The 18,443-nt window shown below is 67.1% G+C and carries 17 protein-coding genes; 8 read left to right on the forward strand and 9 right to left on the reverse strand.

Annotated elements, in window-relative coordinates:
- Positions 1 to 7 precede the first annotated feature (7 nt).
- From FS507_RS08050 to FS507_RS08070, 5 genes are all read right to left on the reverse strand, one after another.
- Complete coding sequence (locus FS507_RS08050; protein WP_145942276.1) at positions 8 to 670, reverse strand: hypothetical protein; 663 nt, start codon at positions 668 to 670, stop codon at positions 8 to 10.
- 56 nt (positions 671 to 726) lie between these two features.
- Positions 727 to 2,073, reverse strand: a complete 1,347-nt coding sequence (locus FS507_RS08055; protein ID WP_145942277.1) for a sensor histidine kinase — start codon at positions 2,071 to 2,073, stop codon at positions 727 to 729.
- Positions 2,074 to 2,076: 3 nt separating this feature from the next.
- A complete protein-coding gene (locus FS507_RS08060) occupies positions 2,077 to 2,754 on the reverse strand; it encodes a response regulator transcription factor (RefSeq protein ID WP_145942278.1) in 678 nt (225 codons plus the stop codon).
- A gap of 147 nt (positions 2,755 to 2,901) precedes the next feature.
- Positions 2,902 to 3,885, reverse strand: coding sequence for an NADPH:quinone oxidoreductase family protein (locus FS507_RS08065; RefSeq protein ID WP_145942279.1), 984 nt, complete (start codon positions 3,883 to 3,885; stop codon positions 2,902 to 2,904).
- Positions 3,885 to 4,712 (reverse strand): SDR family NAD(P)-dependent oxidoreductase, encoded by an 828-nt coding sequence (locus tag FS507_RS08070; RefSeq protein ID WP_145942280.1) that lies wholly within the window; start codon positions 4,710 to 4,712, stop codon positions 3,885 to 3,887. The genes FS507_RS08065 and FS507_RS08070 overlap by 1 nt, the downstream gene beginning before the upstream one ends.
- Before the next feature lie 262 nt (positions 4,713 to 4,974).
- On the opposite strand from FS507_RS08070, the gene FS507_RS08075 reads away from it, so the two are divergent.
- Positions 4,975 to 5,589, forward strand: a complete 615-nt coding sequence (locus FS507_RS08075) for a TetR/AcrR family transcriptional regulator (RefSeq protein WP_145942281.1) — start codon at positions 4,975 to 4,977, stop codon at positions 5,587 to 5,589.
- Between the two features lie 23 nt (positions 5,590 to 5,612).
- Here the strand turns inward: FS507_RS08075 and FS507_RS08080 are convergent, their stop codons facing one another.
- A complete protein-coding gene (locus FS507_RS08080; RefSeq protein ID WP_145942282.1) occupies positions 5,613 to 6,041 on the reverse strand; it encodes a VOC family protein in 429 nt (142 codons plus the stop codon).
- 114 nt (positions 6,042 to 6,155) lie between these two features.
- Between FS507_RS08080 and FS507_RS08085 the strand changes: the two genes are divergently transcribed.
- Entirely contained in the window at positions 6,156 to 7,868 is a 1,713-nt protein-coding gene (locus FS507_RS08085; protein ID WP_145942283.1) for a long-chain-fatty-acid--CoA ligase, read from the forward strand.
- A 170-nt stretch (positions 7,869 to 8,038) separates the two neighbouring features.
- Here FS507_RS08085 and FS507_RS08090 read toward each other — a convergent pair whose 3' ends face one another.
- On the reverse strand, positions 8,039 to 9,787 hold the full coding sequence (locus FS507_RS08090; protein WP_145942284.1) for an ABC transporter ATP-binding protein: 1,749 nt from the start codon (positions 9,785 to 9,787) through the stop codon (positions 8,039 to 8,041).
- On the reverse strand, positions 9,784 to 11,418 hold the full coding sequence (locus FS507_RS08095; RefSeq protein ID WP_145942285.1) for an ABC transporter transmembrane domain-containing protein: 1,635 nt from the start codon (positions 11,416 to 11,418) through the stop codon (positions 9,784 to 9,786). The genes FS507_RS08090 and FS507_RS08095 overlap by 4 nt, the downstream gene beginning before the upstream one ends.
- A gap of 199 nt (positions 11,419 to 11,617) precedes the next feature.
- Here FS507_RS08095 and FS507_RS08100 point away from each other — a divergent pair, with 199 nt between their 5' ends.
- Complete coding sequence (locus FS507_RS08100; protein WP_260853232.1) at positions 11,618 to 12,595, forward strand: ABC transporter substrate-binding protein; 978 nt, start codon at positions 11,618 to 11,620, stop codon at positions 12,593 to 12,595.
- A 39-nt stretch (positions 12,596 to 12,634) separates the two neighbouring features.
- Complete coding sequence (locus FS507_RS08105; RefSeq protein ID WP_260853233.1) at positions 12,635 to 13,708, forward strand: ABC transporter substrate-binding protein; 1,074 nt, start codon at positions 12,635 to 12,637, stop codon at positions 13,706 to 13,708.
- Between the two features lie 25 nt (positions 13,709 to 13,733).
- Here the strand turns inward: FS507_RS08105 and FS507_RS08110 are convergent, their stop codons facing one another.
- Positions 13,734 to 14,732: an ABC transporter substrate-binding protein gene (locus tag FS507_RS08110; RefSeq protein ID WP_145942288.1), complete on the reverse strand. Its 999-nt coding sequence runs from the start codon at positions 14,730 to 14,732 to the stop codon at positions 13,734 to 13,736.
- 207 nt (positions 14,733 to 14,939) lie between these two features.
- Between FS507_RS08110 and FS507_RS08115 the strand changes: the two genes are divergently transcribed.
- From FS507_RS08115 to FS507_RS08130, 4 genes are read left to right on the forward strand one after another with little or no spacing between them, the layout of a single operon-like run.
- A complete protein-coding gene (locus FS507_RS08115) occupies positions 14,940 to 15,833 on the forward strand; it encodes a siderophore-interacting protein (protein ID WP_145942289.1) in 894 nt (297 codons plus the stop codon).
- The gene (locus FS507_RS08120; protein WP_260853234.1) at positions 15,830 to 16,630 is read left to right on the forward strand and encodes a helix-turn-helix domain-containing protein; all 801 of its coding nucleotides are present in this window, start codon (positions 15,830 to 15,832) and stop codon (positions 16,628 to 16,630) included. The genes FS507_RS08115 and FS507_RS08120 overlap by 4 nt, the downstream gene beginning before the upstream one ends.
- The gene (locus FS507_RS08125; protein WP_145942290.1) at positions 16,627 to 17,430 is read left to right on the forward strand and encodes an AraC family transcriptional regulator; all 804 of its coding nucleotides are present in this window, start codon (positions 16,627 to 16,629) and stop codon (positions 17,428 to 17,430) included. The genes FS507_RS08120 and FS507_RS08125 overlap by 4 nt, the downstream gene beginning before the upstream one ends.
- 10 nt (positions 17,431 to 17,440) lie before the next feature.
- Positions 17,441 to 18,421, forward strand: coding sequence for an ABC transporter substrate-binding protein (locus FS507_RS08130; protein ID WP_260853235.1), 981 nt, complete (start codon positions 17,441 to 17,443; stop codon positions 18,419 to 18,421).
- Positions 18,422 to 18,443 lie beyond the last annotated feature (22 nt).

Consider the following 18,443-nt stretch of genomic DNA (forward strand, 5'->3'; position numbering starts at 1 on the left):
TCGTCTGTCAGTCGTCGAGGTCGGTGGCCACCACGGAGAAGTCGTCGGCCAGGTCGATATCGACCTCGCGTCCGTCCTGCCCCTGGACACTGACCTCGTAGGTCACGCCCCGGTCATCGGAGGCGGACACGGAGTCCACGACGCCGTCCCGGACACCGGCCTCACCGGACGCTGCCAGGGCCGCGTCGACCGCGTCGTCGAGCGCATCCAGGTCGAGGACCGGATCCTGCTGGTCGGACCTGTCTGCTTCCTCGGTCTCGACGCGCATGGCACCGTCGGCGGCGACATGGACCTCGGCGGATGCGCCGTCGTCGAGTTCAACCTCGACCTCGTGACCGGTCCCCTCGATGTCGACGGAGCTGGCTCCATTGCCACCGGCTTCGGCGACGGCCTGTTCCGCGGCGTCGCGGAATGAGGCGGCGTCCGTCCCGGCGGTGGCCGGTGCGCCGTCAGTGTCAGCCTGGTTATCGGCGGCGACGGTACGCACGCTGTCGGTACCGTCGTTACCATCATTGCCGGAGTTCTCCGAGACACCGTAGGCGACGCCGCCAGCGAGAAGCAGGGCGGCGATCGCGCCGGCTCCGATGGCCAGGCCCTTACGCTTCTTACGCGGTGTTGTGGTTGAGTCGGTGGTTTCTGTGTGTGCTGTGTTCCCTGTGTTTTCGGTCATGCACCCACTATGACCGGCAGGTACTGAACCCTTTCTGAAAGTTGCTGAAAGCGCCTTTATCTCTGCAGGGTAACGGTGAAAACTGCGCCTCCGTGCGTCGCATCTGCTGTGCTCTCGCCGACCGCCACCTGCCCGTGGTGGGCCTGGACGATCTCCTTGACGATGGCGAGTCCGAGGCCGCTCCCTCCGGCGTCGCGGGCACGCCCCTCATCCAGGCGGGCGAACCTGTCGAAGATGCGCTCCCGGTCGTCCTCCGGGACACCGGCACCGTCGTCCGCGACGGTCAGCATGACAGCTGAACCGGTGTGGTCGGCGTTGCGGAGACCGAGAACGACCCGCGACTCCGCATGACGGGCGGCATTGTCCACGAGGTTGCGCACCGCCCGGCCAAGCAGTCGGGGATTGCCCTCCACCTGGACCGCATCCACATCGGAGGTGTCCACGGTGAGCGCACTGATCCGCCCCAGCCGGTCCGCTTCCGCCAACAGCAGGTCGTCGAGGTCCACCAGCTCCGTGGGAGGCCGGTGGTTCTCGTCGAGCCGCGCCAACAGCAGCAGACCCTCCACCAGGTTCTGCATCCGCTCCCCTTCATCGATGACCACCTCGCTGAGTTCGTGCAGGGAGGTGGCGTCCGGGTAGGACGCCCCGAGTTCCGCGTGCTGGCGCATGGTCGCCAACGGTGAGCGGAGTTCGTGGGAGGCGTCGCTGATGAATCTGCGTTGCACCGCCTGGGAATGCTCGAGTCGTGCAAGCATGCGGTTCATGGTTGTCGCCAGTGCCCCGAGCTCGTCGTCCCCGGCGTCCACCCGGCGGGAGAGCTCCTCGGCGGTGATGCTGTCGACCTGACGGCGGAGGCGTTCGACCGGACGGAGCGCACGTCCGGTCACGATCCACACCACCGCACCCACCAGCACGATGACCAGTGGGACGGCCACGGCCAGCAGGATCGTCGTCGCGCCGACGGTCTCGTCGACGTGCTCGGTCGTCCGGGCGACGGTGAACGTCCCGGCGTCGGTGTCCTCGGAGACCACCAGGTAGGGCTCGCCGTCCACGGTGACCCGTCGGGACGACTCGCCGGGCTCCGGGAGCTCGTCAGCCTCGTCGTCATTGACCACGGTGCGGGTGTCGCCGGCAGCGTTGAACCGTACGAGCTGGTCATCGTCGACTCCGGTGATGATGCTCTCTGCCCGCGAGGGGTCGTTCTCGACCTGTGAACTGAGGGAGTCGAGGTCCTGCTCCGCGGACTCTTCGACGGACGTCGTGAGCACCCGTCCGAGCACCAGTACGGCGACCACCGCGCTGACGACGAGGATCAACGTGACGATGGCGGTCGCCCCTGCCGTGACCCGGGTACGGATCGAGTGGCGTGTCCCGTGACGTGTGGTGGGTCGTGTGCCGGGCACGACTTACCCACCCGTCCCGGACAGCCGGTAACCCACGCCCCGCACCGTCTCGATCGCGTGCCGTCCGAAAGGCCGGTCGACTTTGGCACGCAGGTGCCCGATGTAGACCTCGATGATGTTGACGTCCCCGGTGAAGGAGTCGCCCCAGATATTGGCGATGATCTCCTGACGGGTCACGACCTCCCCGCGGCGGCGCAGCAGGAAGTCCAGCACCGCCATCTCGCGCGAGGTGAGCGTGATCTCCTGATCGCCGCGGAACGCCTGCCGCGCAGCCGGATCGAGGGTCAGGTCACCGGCCTCGAGGACGGCGGGACGTTCCCGGGCCCCGCGCCGGGCGAGAGCCCGGAGACGGGCGATGAGCACCGGGAACGAGAAGGGTTTGGTCAGCCAGTCGTCGCCACCGGTGTCGAGGCCCTCGACCTCGTCCCATTCGCCGTCTTTCGCGGTGAGAAACAGGACGGGGGTGTGGTCGCCGTCGGCGCGCAGTGCCTGGCAGACGCGGTAGCCGTTCAGTCCGGGCATCATCACGTCGAGGACGATGACGTCGTAGTCTGCGTCCGACGCCATGTCCAGTCCGGTGGCGCCGTCATGGGCGACATCGACGACCATGCCTTCAACCTCCAGGCCGCGGCGTACGCCGTCAGCGAGACGCTTCTCATCATCGACCAGCAGAATCCGCATGGCGTCCAGTCTTGCACGGCCCGGCTGAACCGTTGCTGAAGCCGGAGGTGCCCTCTGGCCGTCATGGGAAATAGACACTATCCTGTCCACGCCACACCCCCGAACCGCGTGCACAGGATGGTGCCCATTTCCCGGCGAGGCGCACACTCAGGCCTGGTAGACCACGCGTCCGACGGTCGTGCCGTCCGCCAGCCGCTGCAGACCGTCCGGCACCTCGTCGAAGCTGAGATGCTCGCTGACCAGTGGCGCGACCTTCCCCTCATCGGCCAGCGCCGTCAGCTCCTCATGGCAGTGACGCACGGCGGCGGGGTCGAACTTGTTGTACAGGCCCCAGTGCAGCCCCAGGATCGAGTAGTTCTTGATCAGGGCGTGGTTCAGTGCGACCTCCTGGATCTCACCCCCGGCGAACCCGATCACCACGATGCGGCCCTCGAAGGCGATGCACTTGGTGGAACGGCGGTAGGTGTCCCCGCCCACCGGGTCGAAGACGACGTCAGCGCCGCGCCCGCCGGTCGCTTCCTTCACCACCGCCACGAAGTCCTCGGAGTGGCGGTCGACGACGACGTCCGCCCCCAGCTGGCGGGCGATCTCCGCTTTGTCCGGGCCGCCGACCACGCCGATGACGCGTGCACCGGCGGCTTTGCCGATCTGGATCGCCGCACTGCCCACGCCGCCGGCTGCGGCGTGGACGAGCAGTGTTTCACCGGCTTTCAGCTGGGTCCGACGGTGCAGGGCGAACCATGCCGTCTGATAGCCGATGAACAGCGACGCGGCCTGGCCGTCATCGAGTGACTCCGGGGCGGGGAAGCACGTCGCCGCGCTGAGGACGGCGTACTCGGCGAAGCCGCCGTAGGGGAGTTCCGACGTGCCGTAGACGCGGTCGCCTACGGTGATCCCCTCAACGCCCTCGCCGACGGCGGTGACATCACCGCAGAGTTCGACACCGGGGGTGAAGGGGAGGTCGGGGCGTACCTGGTACTTGCCCCGGCACATCAGGACGTCGGGGAAATTGGAGGCCGTGGCACGCGTCTTGACCACCACCTGCCCGGGACCGGGCTCCGGGATGTCCGTCTCCACGGTGGTGAGGATCTGCGACGGCTCCCCGAGTTCGGGTACCTGCCATGCTCTCATTACTGCTCCTTGCTCTCGATGGTCCGTGCGATCTTGTTCATGCCTGCGAGCCACCGGTCAGGTGTGGTGGCCCGTTTCGCGTAGTAGTCGGCCACTTCCGGGTGGGGGAGGATGTAGAAGGCGTCGCCCTGGAGGGCGTCCATGACGGTGTCCGCCACCTGCTCCGGGGTCAGCGCGGTATCCCGGCCGAGTAGCTCCTGGTACGGGCCGGTCCCGGCGAGCATGCGGGTCTGAACCCCCTGCGGGCAGATGGCCTGGACGACGACACCCTGGTGGCGGTAGGTGGCCGAGAGCCATTCGGCGAAGGCCACGGCACCGTGCTTCGTCGCCGAGTAGGCCGGAGCTCCCAGCATGGTCAGCAGTCCCGCCGCTGAGGCGGTCACCACGAAACGTCCTCGACCGCGCTCCACCCAGTCCGGTACCAGCAGTCGTGCCGCGCGGACGTGGGCCATCATGTTGACCTGGACGGACGTGTCCCAGTCTGCCTCGGCGGCGTCGAGACGGTGCCCACGGTCGACTCCCGCGTTGGCGAACCACGCGTCGATGCCGCCGTAGGTGGCGCGGGCCCGTTCCACGAGAGAGGCCACACCGACCTCGGAGGCGGCGTCGCCGACGACGACCAGCGCCTCGCCCCCGGCGTCGATGATCTCCTGGCCGGTCCGTTCCGCGCCGGCCTCATCGAGGTCGGAGACGACGACCCGGGCACCGTCCCGGGCGAGGTTGCGGGCGATCGCTGCCCCGATGCCGTTGCCGGCCCCGGTCACGACGACCGTTGAGCCTTCTGTGGTGAACGCCGCCGGCTGCCCGGCGTTGTGTGCTTCTGTCATCCTGAGTGGTGTCCTTTCGGGTGCCGTCCGTTCTCGCCGGAGGCGTGGCCCGGGTTATGTCCCGGCGGACAGCGGAGGGGTGACCGGTGCAGGTGACCCGAGAAGGGTACCTACTAAGCAGTTGCTTAGGTACACTCCACTGTGCACTGTGATGTCGACCACGTCAACCGTGGGTTCATGAGGTGCCTCACTGCATGTTGGGGTTGCCCGCCGGCGTTGCAGGAAGCACCGGCACCGACGCCGTCCGAGGGAGAAGACGACAGTGACTGAAGGCAAGAGCGGCGACAACCCGACAGCCCGTACCGCCGGTGCCAGGGACCGGCTTCTGTCGGCCGCCGCGGAAGCGTTCGCTGACCGTGGCTTTCACGGCACCACCACCCGTGACATCGCGGGGGCGGCGGGGATGAGTCCAGCAGCTGTCTACGTCCACTTCCCGTCGAAGGAGGAGTTGCTGTACCAGCTCATGCACGACGGCCACGTGCAGACACTGGAGGTGATGGACGACGCGGATCTTCCGGATGCCCCGGCACCGCAGCGGTTGGCGTCGGTGATGTCCGCCTTCGCCCGCTACCACGCGCTCGAACACACCGGGGCGAGGGTGGTGAACTACGAACTGGCGTCACTGTCGGCGGAACATGCTGTGGTGGTGTCCGCCTTACGACGCGAGGTCACGGCACGTCTGCGCGACATCGTGGATGCCGGTGTCGCAGAGGGTGAGTTCCGCACACCGGATTCACGCACGTGCACGGAAGCGCTGTTGTCGATGGGGGTCGACATCGCGCGTTGGTACCGTGACGGCGTCTACATCAGTCCGGACGAGCTCGCGGACTTCTACGCGCAGCTGGCACTGCGTTGTGTGGGGCGCGACCTGGAGTGACGCCCGGACGGGGTGTCAGCGGGTCAGGGCTGGTCGCCGGAGGAGATGTTCACCATCCAGGAGACCCCGAACTTGTCGCGGACCTGGCCGAACCAGTCGCCCCACATCTGCTTCTCCAGGGGGAGCATGACAGTGCCGCCGTCGGCCAGGGCTTCGAACCAGCCGGCGAGCTTCTCGTATTCGTCGGCGTCGCCACCGATGCAGAGGTCGACCGGAGGCGCGTCAAATTCACGCGGATCGGTGTCGGCGGTGTCACAGGCCATGAACGTCCAGCCGTCCGGAGTTTCCAGGTGGCCGTGCATCACCAGGGGCTCACGCTCCGGAGTGTCGGCGGCACCCGCCTGGCCGAAGGTGAGCGTATCCGCTTTCCCGCCGAAGATCTCGGCGTAGAGGGTCAGAGCTTCCGCAGCGGTGTCACGGAACTTCAGGTAGGGGTTGAGCCAGGTGGACATGACGGTGACCTCTCGGTGGTGGTGTCTGCGTCGTGGGGTCGTGGGGACGGTGGGCACCGTGAACGCCACGAGTACAGGGGGGTGACCCATATTACAGGCGTAACCTGACACAGTATGGACGACAGCAACAGCCACAGGACCTGGCGGCAGTACTACCCCGAATGGACCAGCCCTGAACTGGAGTACGACGGGGCCGACGAGCGCACTCTCGCCACCGTCTTCGACCATGCCGTACGGACGTGGCCAAATCGTCCGGCGATGACCTTCTTCGGCAGCACCCTCACCTACGCGGACTACGGACGCGACGTCCGCAAGACGGCGTCTATGCTGCACAACCGTGGTGTCCGGAAGGGTGACCGCGTGGCGATCGCGCTGCCGAACTGTCCGCAGGCGTTGATCAGCTTCTACGCGGTGCTCTCCCTCGGCGCCACTGCCACGCTGCACAACCCGCTCTACACCGCCCGCGAGCTTGCCGTCGCGTTCAAGGACCACGGTGCGAAGGTCGGCATCTTCTGGGACAAGGCAGTGGAGGTCGCCCGTGAACTGCGCACGGTCGCCCCGCTCGAGCAGATCATCCCGGTCACCGTCACCCGCGCGATGCCGGTCTACCTGCGTGCGGCACTGAAGCTTCCGGTCAAGCCCGTCAGGACCATGCGTGACAAACTGCAGGGCAGTACCGACGGACTCACGGAATGGTCCGACCTGGTCAAGGACGCCTCCGAATCCGAGGGGCGTGCGCTGATCGAGACGGCGGAGGTGGCGCCCTCCGATCCGGCCATCGTGCTGTACACCTCGGGCACCACGGGCACACCGAAGGGTGCGGCGCTGTCGCACGCCAACCTCTGCGCCAACATCATCCAGGGGGTCGCCTGGGTCCCGGAGCTGGGTCAGCGAGCGGAGCCTGAGCGGATGCTCGCGGCGCTGCCGATCTTCCACGCCTACGGGCTGACGATGAACATCACCCTCGCTCCGCTGATCGGCGGCACCGTGGTGCTGCTGCCGGCGCCGGAGAAGCCCCTGCTGGCCTCGGCGATGAAGAAGCAGAAGCCCACCTGGGTCCCTGGCGTCCCTGCGTTGTACCAGACGATCATGGACATCGCGGAGAAACAGAAGATCGACATCTCCGGGGTCAAGGCCAGCTTCTCCGGCGCTTCCGGGTTGCCGGTGGAACTGGTGAAGCGCTGGGAGAACATGACCGGCGGACTCCTGGTCGAAGGGTACGGGCTCACGGAGACCTCGCCGATCGTCATCGGCAACCCGATGAGCACCGACCGTCGTCCCGGATACGTGGGCATCCCGTTCCCGGACACTGATGTGCGGGTGGTCGACCAGGACGACCCCGCCCGCGAACTCCCCGACGGTGAGGCCGGCGAGCTGGTGGTGAAGGGGCCGCAGGTCTTCGGCGGCTACCTCAACCGTCCGGACGCCAATGAGAAGGTCTTCGTGGACGGTTGGTTCCGTACCGGGGACATGGCGGTGAAGGAGTCCGACGGTTTCGTCAAGATCGTCTCGCGCATCAAGGAGATGATCGTGACCGGTGGTTTCAACGTCTACCCGGCAGAGGTCGAGGAGGTGCTCACCGAGCATCCGTCCATCGCCCAGGCCAGTGTCGTGGGCCTGCCGCGTGACGACGGTTCGGAGACCGTCGCCGCCGGTATCGTCCTGGAGGACGGTGCCCGGTTGGACGAAGAGGTGCTCAAGGACCACTGCAGAGAGGGCTTGGCCCGCTACAAGGTGCCGCGGGTCTTCCAGGTGTTCGATGAACTGCCCGCCGACCAGCTGGGGAAGGTCCGCCGCGTGGAGGTGCGGGAGCAGATGCTGGGGTAGCAGGGACTCCTCCGGCTCCGGGCTCCTTCCCTCCCGCTGACGCAGCAACCCCACAGGTTGGTCCCACCGACCTGTGGGGTTGCCGGGACGTCGCAGGAGCCGCTGCAGTCACTCCGGCGGGTGCATACTCCACCCGAAGGCTCCGGGAGGGGTTGGCCCGCTACACGGTGTCACGGTGTCTGCATCTGCCACGCATCCCACAGCCGTGAGTAGTGCCCCTCGCGTGCCAGGAGATCGGTGTGCGTCCCTGCTTCGGCGATCGTTCCGCGGTCGAGGACCACCACCAGGTCCGCGTTGTGGGCCTGGGAGAGCTGGTGGGCGACGATGACCGATGTCCTCCCGGCCGTGACCGCGTTCACCGCAGCATCGAGCCGTGCGAGGGCGTCGCCTGTTCCGGCATGGGCGGTGGCCTCGTCGAGGACGATGACCGGCGGATCGGCGAGAAGTACCCGGGCCAGCGCCAGCAGCTGGAGTACCGACTCGTCGAGTGGACCGGTGTCATCGAGGTCGAGACTCTCTCCACGCTCCGGTGCCACGACCGCCAACGCCGCGAGGAGTTCGGCGTCCGTCGCATCCGGTGCGGCGAGTCGCAGGTTGTCCGCCACCGACTGCGAGAACTGGTGGAGCTCCTGGGTGACCAGCACGCAGGCAGGCGTCCCGTCCGCAGTGACCGCGTTGTCTGCGGTTGCGCGGCCGACGGTGACGCTGCCCCGGTCGGGTCGCAATGAGCCGGCGATGAGACGGGCGAGCGTCGACTTCCCGGACCCGGAGGCGCCGACCAGCACCACACGACACCCGGCGGGGATCGAGAGTGTGACGTGGTCCACGCCTGCTCCGGTGCCGCCGTACCGGAACGAGACGTCCCTGATCTCCACAGGTTGGGCCGACCTCCCGCCGCAGTCCGGTACCGTCTGCGGTTCCTGCACGGTATGTCGGGCCACCAGGACGCCGACGAGGCGTGCCAGGCCGACCTCCGCACGCTGAAGATCGTCGATGCTGGCCAGCAGGACGCTCACCGGGGCGAAGATCCGTTGGAAGAACAACGCGCCTGCGGTCGCGGCACCCACAGTGAGTGCCCCGGCGTCGACCCGCCAGAATCCCACGCAGATGACGGCGGCGAGACCGAGGAACTCCGCTGTGTTCAGGCCGCCGTTGAAGACATTGCGTACCTTTGTCGCCGCGCGGCCGATCTCCACCGAGGCGAGACTCCGCTCGGCGATGAGCCCCAGGCGTGCGTCCTCCCTGGTATGGGCGCACACCGTCTCTGACCCATTGACGGTTTCGATCAGCGCCTGACCGCGTTCGGCGTCCATCCGTTGCTGACGGATGTACAACGGCCGCGACCTCCGCAGGAAGACCGTCCCGGAGAGGAGCTGGACGGGGACGGCCACCAGTGCCGCGAGCGCCAGCCACGGATCCAGCACGGCGAACCCCAGTGCGGTGACCAGCAGAGTGAACAGTGCCTGGGTGGTGCGTGGAAGGACCTCGGTGACTGCGGTGGTCACGGATTCGACGTCGCCGGTGACGCGCGAGACGACATCCGAACTCCCGGCGTTCTCCACGTCCGTGGTGTCCAGGTTCACCGCGGCCTCGAGGACGTCTTCCCGCAACCCCGCCAGCACATCCTGCAACGTGTGGACCAGCAGGCGTCCACCCCACAGGAGGAGCACCGCGGCGACAACGCCGGCCACCACGATGCCGCCGACGGTGAGTGAGAGTCGCCCCAGACCGTGCCCGTCGATGACGTCGTCGACGATACGTCCCTGCAGAGCAGGGACCGCGAGAGCAGCGGCGGAGCCGACGGTGAAGGCTGCGACGACGGCGGCCAGGGCCCTCAGACGGTCGCCCAGCAACGCCCACACCGTGCGGAGTGTCTGTCGGACGGTGGCCTCGGGGAGGCGGGACTCCACCGCGCTCACAGGTCCACCACCGTGTCACAGTGGCTGAGGACCATACGGTCGGACGACACCACCAGTACGGCCCGGGCCCCGTCGCGACGGATGAAGGAGGTCACCCCGGCGGCCACGTTCCGGGACGTCACCGGGTCCAGGGAGATCGTCGGTTCGTCGAGGACGAGGACGGAACCGGCCGTGTGGAGGGCGCGGGCCAGCGCGACCCGCTGGCGTTGTCCGCCGGAGAGTCGGCGGCCGTCCTCCCCGACGGCGACCTCGGCGGACCCCAGGTGGTCGATCACGTCGTCGAGCGCGGTGGCGGCCGCGATGTCAGGGTCCGCCGGTTCGTCCGTGAAGGTCACGTTCTCCCTCAGGGACCCGGTGAACAGGGTCGCGCCCCGAGGCGGCACGGTGACCGTGTGCCGCCACATCTCCGGGCCCAGATCGAGGGCGTCCACTCCGCCGAGGAAGAGCTCGCCGCGGCGTGGAGTGGTACGGAATCCGAGGAGATCGGTTACCCGGCGCGCGTCTGTGGCATCCGCGACGTGCAGGCCGACAACGTCACCGGGAACCGCCGTCACCGCGGTGCCCGTGTCCGTCACCCAGGTCAGTGCAGTGCCGGTGGCCGCGGGGCCACCCGACGTGCCCCTCGCGCCGGGAAGCAGGAACTCCCCGGAGATGAACTCCTGCAGGCGTGCCGCGGAGGCGCGTTTGTAGGCCCAGTTCGCCCCGAACGTCCCGATGTGCGCCAGTGAGGCCTTGAAGAACTGCGCCAACCCGATCACCGTCACCAGCTCGCCGGGGGTGATGACTCCGTTGACGGTCATCCATCCGGCGGTGAAGGTCAGCAGTGCCAGGTAGAGCAGTGAGACGATGTCGCTGACCGCGTCGTAGTTGCGGAGTGAGACTGCCGATGCGACCGCGGCGTCGCGGGAGCGGGTGCTGGCCCGGCGGTAGCGCCGCACGATCTCCCCCTGGGCACCCAGGCCACGGAGGATGCGTAAGCCCGCCATGGCGTCGGTGGCGACTTCGCTGGCGTCGGCGACCGCGCGTTGTTCGCTCCGTCCGCGGGCGAACATCGGCCGGGAGAGCCGCTGCATCAGGACCAGGACGGCGACCGCGCCACCGAGGACCCCGACGCCCAACGGGACGGAGATGACCAGGAGGGCGCCGGCGGCGGCGACAAGCCCGGCCACCGTGGCGAGTTGCTGGGCGATGCTCCAGGCGACACCGGCCACCTGAAAGGTGTCGTTCGTGGTGATGGAGAGAATCTCACCGGTGGCGCGGGGCGCGTGGCGCCGGGGGTGGAGGGCCCGGCTGACGGCGAGTTGGCGCAGGTCGTGCTCGCCGTGGCCGTAGACCCGCACCATGCCGAGCATTGCCCGCTGGTAGGCCAGGGACATCAGCAGGAAGGCCCCGGCCAGGACACCGAGCCAGGTGACCAGCGCGTGGGCGTCGCCGGGCATGATCGCCCGGTCGATGAGGACACCGATGAGCACGGGGACGGCCGCCTCGCCGAGGTCGTGCACGATCAGTCCGCCGGTGCAGAGCGCGAGGCGTCCGGCGCGTCGGTCACGTGTCAGTGCGATGCGCAGAATCTGCCCGGTGGTGACGGTGGTGGGGTCCTCCGGCAGGTGGGTGTTCGGTGGGGTCCGCATGACAGTTCACGCTAGGGACGCCGGGAGTGCCCGGGCGGACGACAGTCGTCGTACAGCGGACACGGCGTCGGAACCGTTGTCCTGGCTGGTCGCCGTGTCCGTTCAGCGTCCCAGGATGACCGAATCGCGAAGGGTACCCTCACTAGAATCCTCCCCGTGTGCCGGGTATCCGGTGGATCCGTGGATGAGAGGAACAGCGATGCAGTCAGTCCGTACCAGAGCCCGTCGTGCAGGTTTAGCCCTGTTGACCGGAGCCGCCGTCCTGACGGCCGCGGCATGCGGGACGTCCGACGCAGGGCAGGACGACGACGGACATCGGACAGTCGACAGCGCCTACGGCGAGGTCGAGGTTCCGGAGGCACCGGAGCGCGTCGTCGCCGTCTCCTACGACACCCCGTGGCAGCTCAAGTCCCTTGACGTCACACCGGTGGGTGCTCAGGACTACGGCGACTACTCACAGGGTTTCACCGATGAGCAGATGGAGTTCGTGGAACAGGCGGATCCGGTCGGGAAGTTCTTCGACCTGGATATCGAGGCGGTGGCCGCTGCTGAACCGGACGTGATCGTCGGTGACGTCCTCGAGATCGACGAGGACATCTACACGAAGCTCTCCGAGATCGCCCCGACGGTCGTCGTTGAAGGGGAGAGCCGGGGAGACTGGAAGACCATCGTCGGTGAGATCGCCGCCGCGGTCGGCGCCGAGGATGCTCTCAAGGAGACCACGGCGGCCTATGAGAAACGGCTGGGGGAACTACAGGATGAGTACCGTGACGTGCTCGACACGTACTCCTTCGCCTCGATCGGGCCGATGGCGGATTCCGCGAACTTCTACATCAACTACCCCTCCGGGATCCTGGGCGCGGTGTACGAGGAAGTCGGTATGCGCACGGCACCGTCGGTCCCGACCGGTGAGTTCCCTAAAGGGTGGGAGGAGTACTCCACCGAGAAGATCGGAGAGTTGCTCGGTGAGGCCGACGTTGTCCTCGTCCCTGTCCTCGCGGACGGGACAGTGGACCCGGTCATGCAGGAGATCATCGACAGTCCGCTGTTCCGGCAGCTGAAGGCGGCGCAGGACGACCACGTCGTCAGTATTGACGGACTTGTCACCGACTACGAGTCTGCGACGGCGTATCTCGACGTCATCGAGGACAAGGTCCTCGCGCCGCTGCAGGACTGATCCCCACCACCCTTCCCGATCGGAGCAATCATGTCCCCTGTGACATTCCCTGTGACCAGGACCCGTCGTACCGTTGTCACCGTATCCCTGGCACTGGCGGTGGTGCCGACCCTGCTTGCCGGTTGCTCGGCCACGGATGAACCGAGACCGGATGGTTCGGCCACCGCAAGCGGCGGAGACACACGTGTCTTCGCCGAACCGGATGACGGGGCGTTCCCTGTCACGCTGGACCACGCGTACGGTGAAACGACGATCGAGGAGCAGGCGGAGCGCGTGGTCGTCGTCGGCTGGGCGGGAGCGGACCTCGCGGTCCAGCTCGGTACCGTCCCGGTGGTGCAGGGAGTGGCCGGGGGAGAGGGTGACAGCGCGGACTACCACCCCTGGTTCCGGGAGGCGGTCGAGGACCTCGGGGCTCCACTGCCGGCCACCGACCCGTCCCTGGAACGGGGCGAGGTCGACGTCGAGTTCGTCGCGACGCAGGAGCCCGACCTCATTCTCGCCATCAGCTCAGGCATAAGTGCCGACGAGTACGACCGTCTCTCCGACATCGCACCGACGGTCGCGTTCCCGGACGAGCCCTGGGGCACGTCCGCCGAGGACCACCTGACGATGGTCGGTGACGCTCTGGGCCGGTCGTCTGAGGCAGAGAAGATCACCCGGGAACTCGACGAGAGGGTCAGTGAGGTGGGGGCCGACCATCCCGAGCTGTCGGGTGTCTCGTTCCTCTACGGATTCCTCCCCACGGACGGGCAGACGGTGATCTTCTCCGAGGCGGACCCGCGTGTCAGGACCCTGGAGCAGTTGGGGCTGGTCCCCTCGTCCGACCTGGAGGAGCTCGCCCGGGAGGCCGACGGGGTGTCGAGCTTCAATGTCGCTGTCGAACGACTGATCACCACGGACACGGATATCTACGTGACGACCGTCGATCGCGCGGAGTGGGACGCCGCCGTGGCAGAGGACCGTGCCTTTGCCGCGTGGGACCCGGTCGCCGCAGAGAATGCGGCGGTCATCGACGACCCCGACGTCGGGCTGGCGCTGGCGACCTCCACTCCGCTGAGTCTCGCCTGGGCCGTCGAGGATATCGCGGACGATCTCTCCACAGCGGTGGATTGACCGTCGGTGCACTGAACCGCGCAGGTCAGGCGGAGAGCTGTTCGACGACGTACTCGGCGAAATCCGCTCCGACCTTCGAATAGCCGGCACGGTGGTTGTAGAGGAGTTGAGGGGTCTTCCCGTCCGCTACGGCCGGCAACCGCTTCCAGAGTGCGTCGTCGGCGACGGGGGAGTCAGGATTCTGGACCAGGATGACATCCGCCTCTGTGAGGATGTTGAGGTTCTCCTTGCTGTACAGCCGCAGCGACCCGTCGGGCTCGCGGGAGCCGCTGTCGGTGAGCAGTGAGAAGCCCAGGTCCGTGAGAACCTCAGGGGCAAGGTTCTCGTCCTCGAGAACGAACTGGTCGTCCTGCAGTGCCACTACGGCGACGGTTTTCCCTTTGTAGTCGGACAGTGTGCCGCGCCCCTCCTCAATTACGTGGTGGTAGTCGGCGATGCTCCGTTCCGCGTCCTCCCGCTTGCCCAGTTGTTCGGCCTGGTCCAGCAGGGGTTCCAACCATGCGTCGGAATTCTCGGCTCCGTCGGCCTCTGACATGGAGGTCAGGTCACCGTCGAGCCCCAACACCGGGGCGATGCCTTCCAGGCGTTCCTGTTGCCCGCTGTCGTAGGTGTCGAACCAGGCCGCGGTCGTGATGATCAGATCAGGGTCCATGTCCGCCACCGCCTCGGCATCGGGGGCGGTTGTGTCGAAGGGGTACCTGGTCACCGAGTCGGGGAGGTCATCGTTCACCACGTTGTTCTCGGCGGACTCTGCTGTGATCTCAGGTGTCGCGACGAGGTTGAGCCCGGTGATCTCCGCGAACTCGGGGCAGAGGCGGGTCTCGATACACACCACCCGCTGGGGGTCGGCGGGGATCTCCACCTGTTGGCCCGCGTAGTCGAAGGTGATGGTGTCTGCGGCATCAGTGTCACTGGCTCCACTGTCGTCGTCCGTTGCGCATGCGGTGAGGACGGTGAGGGATGTCAGGGATACGGCGCACAGGCCGGCGAGCACGCGCCCGGTGAAACGTCTTCTGGATGTCATGGCGTTGACGCTAACCGCAGGAGGATGTGCGAAACGGACAGGTTCTGTCTGGTGTACGACAGCGCCGCACGGTCCGGTTGCTGTACCGGTGGCACCTCCGCGAGGTCTCCTGTCTGTTCCGCGAAGAAATGAACACGTAGGGTTGCCTTAGCAAATGTAATGGGAGCAGGGGTCGCATGGGCCTCGCTCTGACAGCAGGAGACTGATATGAGTGCAGGTCAGGTAGATTCGCAGCCTCGGATCCACCGCGCGGACGTGACTGCGGTGACACGGGTGGGTAAAGCGATGGTCCGGGTCACCCTTGGCGGACCGGACATGGTCGACTATCCGACCACCGGTGTCGGTGACGAATGGGTGCGGGTCTTCTTCCCCGATGCGCCGGGAGAGGCCGTGCGTCTACCGCGGCTGGAAGGGCGCGGCTGGGTCTACGAGGACGGCGTCGAGCCGTCGGAGATGCGCACCTACACCATCCGCGACTGGCGTCCCGGCGAGGTGGACGTCGACTTCGTCGTCCACGGCACGGGTGTAGCCACGACCTGGGCGACGTCGGTGGACGTCGGTGGGCAGGCCGGTCTGACGGAGCCGGTCGCCGTGTACCGGCGGGCGGAGGACGCGGGCCACCAGTTCCTCTTCTGCGATGAACCAGGGCTTCCGGCGGCCTTACGGATCTGCGAGGAGGCGCCGGAGGGGCTGGCGTCCACCCTCGTGTGTGAAGTTCGGGACAGCGGCTATGAGATTCAGCCTGCCCGGGACGACATCGAATGCATCTGGTTGCCCGGTGCAGGAAACGGTGTGTCACCCTCTCGACTACCGGACGTCCTGTCCGGGATGGACATCCCGCAGGGGGCAGCGGTGTGGGTGGGTACGGAGTCACGGGTGTCACGGACCCTGCGCCGTCAGCTCAGGGAGGAGAAGGGTCTGGCACGGACTGCGGCGACGACGATGGGGTACTGGGTTCATGACAAGGAGGGGTGGATCGCCGCCTACGACGCATTGGGTGAGGAGTTCGCCGACAAGGTCCGCACCCTGTACGACAGCGACAGGGACCCGGACGAGGTCGCCGACATCGTCGACGGGCTCTACGAGAAGAACGGGCTGTGACCGTCCTGCACGAGGCTCCCGAGGAGCTGGTCACCGACGCCCTGATACCCGGGGATTACCTGTTGACCATGCGCGAACTCTGTTACCCCAGTCCTCTCGAGCCGGAGATCTGTTCTTCCGTAGACCACCTGCACGACCGGCATCACGTGGTGTTCTGGCCGATGCGGGGCAGTGCCCACATCGACGTGGACGGCTACCGCCACCACCTGCCGCTCGGGCACGGGATCTTCGTTCCGGCCGGGACGGTCCATCGCGCAGACACGAGCCCGTCGACCACGTTGACGGCCGTGTACATCAGACCGTCGGCATGGGAGGGCCAGGACGACCGGGTCCGGGACGTGGCCGTGAACTCCGCGACCCGGGAGATGCTGGTGCTCCTGGCATATAAGGGGTTGAGTCGTGACCAACGGTTCCGGGCGCAGCGGCTGTGCCTGGAGTTCATGTCGGAACCGTCCCTGCCGGGCCTGGAGCTCCCGCTACCGGACGGTCGCCTGATCCAGCCGATCACCCGTCATATCCTGGAGCGACCGGACGATGCGCGTTCCCTGGACGACTGGGCGTGGATCCTGAACACCAGCGGACGCACGATCGCCCGTGCATTCCGGGCGGACACGGGGCTGACCTTCAGCGAGTGGCGGACAGTCGCGAGGATGTCGGCGGCGGTTCGGCTGTTGGCGGACGGGGTGCCGGTGGGTACCGTGTCTCGGAAGGTCGGTTACACCTCCGCCAGCGCCTTCAGTACGGCGATGAAGCGTGTCACGGGCCGGGGGCCGCAGTACTTCCGGGCGACACGGTGACCCGCTATCTCCTCACCACCGTTGAATTTCCGACGTCGCGTCTGCGAACGTGGAGAGACGAGGTTCACCGTCGAGACGAACTGATCTGGGTAACAACCGGGGCGGTTACCGTGCACACCCCCTCGGGTGTATGGGACTGCCCTCCGGGGCGTGCGATCTGGGTCCCGCAGGGTATGCCGCACACCATTGACGCCGCTGCAGACAGCGTCGTGCAGGCCACGTTCTTCACCCCCGGAGCGGTGACCGAGGCCGTCACCGAGGGGGCCGTGCGGCTGTCCCCCGACGAAGCCGCCGTCGTCGAGCTACTGCCCGCCGTACGCGAGCTGCTGGTCCTCAACGCCGGACGCGAGATGCCTGACGTCAGTCGACTGCGCCTGCAGCACCTGGTGCTGGATCTGCTCTGCCCGGTGACGGACACCGTGGTTGAGGTTCCGATGCCGGAGTCTCCCAGGTTGCGCACCGTGGCCTTCCGTATCCTGTCCCGGTTGGACGCGAAGGACTCCACCGCCGACTGGGCGGAACTGATCGGCGTGCCCCAACGAGAACTCGTCCGTTCCTTCATCCGGGAAACCGGGCTGTCCCCCATCCAGTGGCGTATCCGGGCCCGCGTGAGGGCGTCGCTGCCGCTCTTGTACTCCGGGATCCCGGTGGCGTCCACGGCGAGACGTCTGGGCTACCGGAGCGCCGGGACCTTCTCCGAGCATTTCCGCGACGTGATGGGAGGAACCCCGGGGGCCTACGCCCGGAACCGGATGAAAACCGGGGAAACCGGGCCGGATACCGGTGCCGTATCCGGTTAGCATCATCCCCGTGAAAACAACCAGGTCAATTTCTTCGCCGTCTTCGTCCCGTCGTTCTGCCGCCGGCGCTCTCCTCCTCGCGGTCACGGTCGTTCTTGCCGGGTGTTCCGGTGCTGAGGAAGGTTCCGGTTCACACACCGGTGACACCAGGACGGTCACCGATGCCCTCGGCGAAGTCACCGTCCCCGCCGATCCGCAGCGTGTGGTGTCCACCGACTTCTTCTCGTCGAGCGTGCTCGTCGATGTCGGGATAACCCCTGTCGGGGTGATGGAGGGAGTCGCGGAGCCGGACAGCCGTCCCGACCGTTACGTGGAGACGTTGGGCGGAGTGGAGCAGCTGAGCACCTACGCTGAGATCGACGTGGAGAAAGTCGCACAGCTCGATCCAGATCTGATCATCGTCGACGCTGAATTTCCGGAACCGGAGACCCTTGAGCGGCTGGAGACGATCGCTCCGCTGTTCCACGTGGACCTCAGCGGAGACTGGGCGGACCGGGCCCTCAGCATCGCCGACGGCGTCGGACGCCTGGACGAGGCGGAAGCGCAGCAGCGGGACTACCGTGAGCGGGCGGACGCGGTCTCCGAGGAGTACCGGGATGTCCTGGACGCCACGCCGCTGGCCATCGTGTCGATCAACACCACGGAGAACACCTGGGCGTCCTACGCTCCCGGCGGATGGCCGACACCGGTCTGGATGGACGTGGGGGCGACCTTCCGCACCCCGACCCAGGGAGAGGCCGACACTGCCGATGACTGGGCATGGGTCTCGGACGAGGAACTGTCGAAGCTCGACAACGCAGGAATGATCATCGTGCTCGAGAAAGAGCAGCTGGCCCGGTATGCGGACAACCCGGCCTGGAAGCAGCTGCCTGCCGTGCGGAAGAACCGGGTGTTCACCGACTTCCCCTCGCCGGCGACATCCTCTTTCCGATGGGGGATGGACAACCTCGACTCCGTCGAGACGATCCTGTCCGAGGTCCGTGACGCCTGATTCTGCGTGCGTGAGGGGAACG

The organism is Corynebacterium glyciniphilum AJ 3170, from assembly GCF_007673095.1.
Lineage (GTDB): Bacteria > Actinomycetota > Actinomycetes > Mycobacteriales > Mycobacteriaceae > Corynebacterium.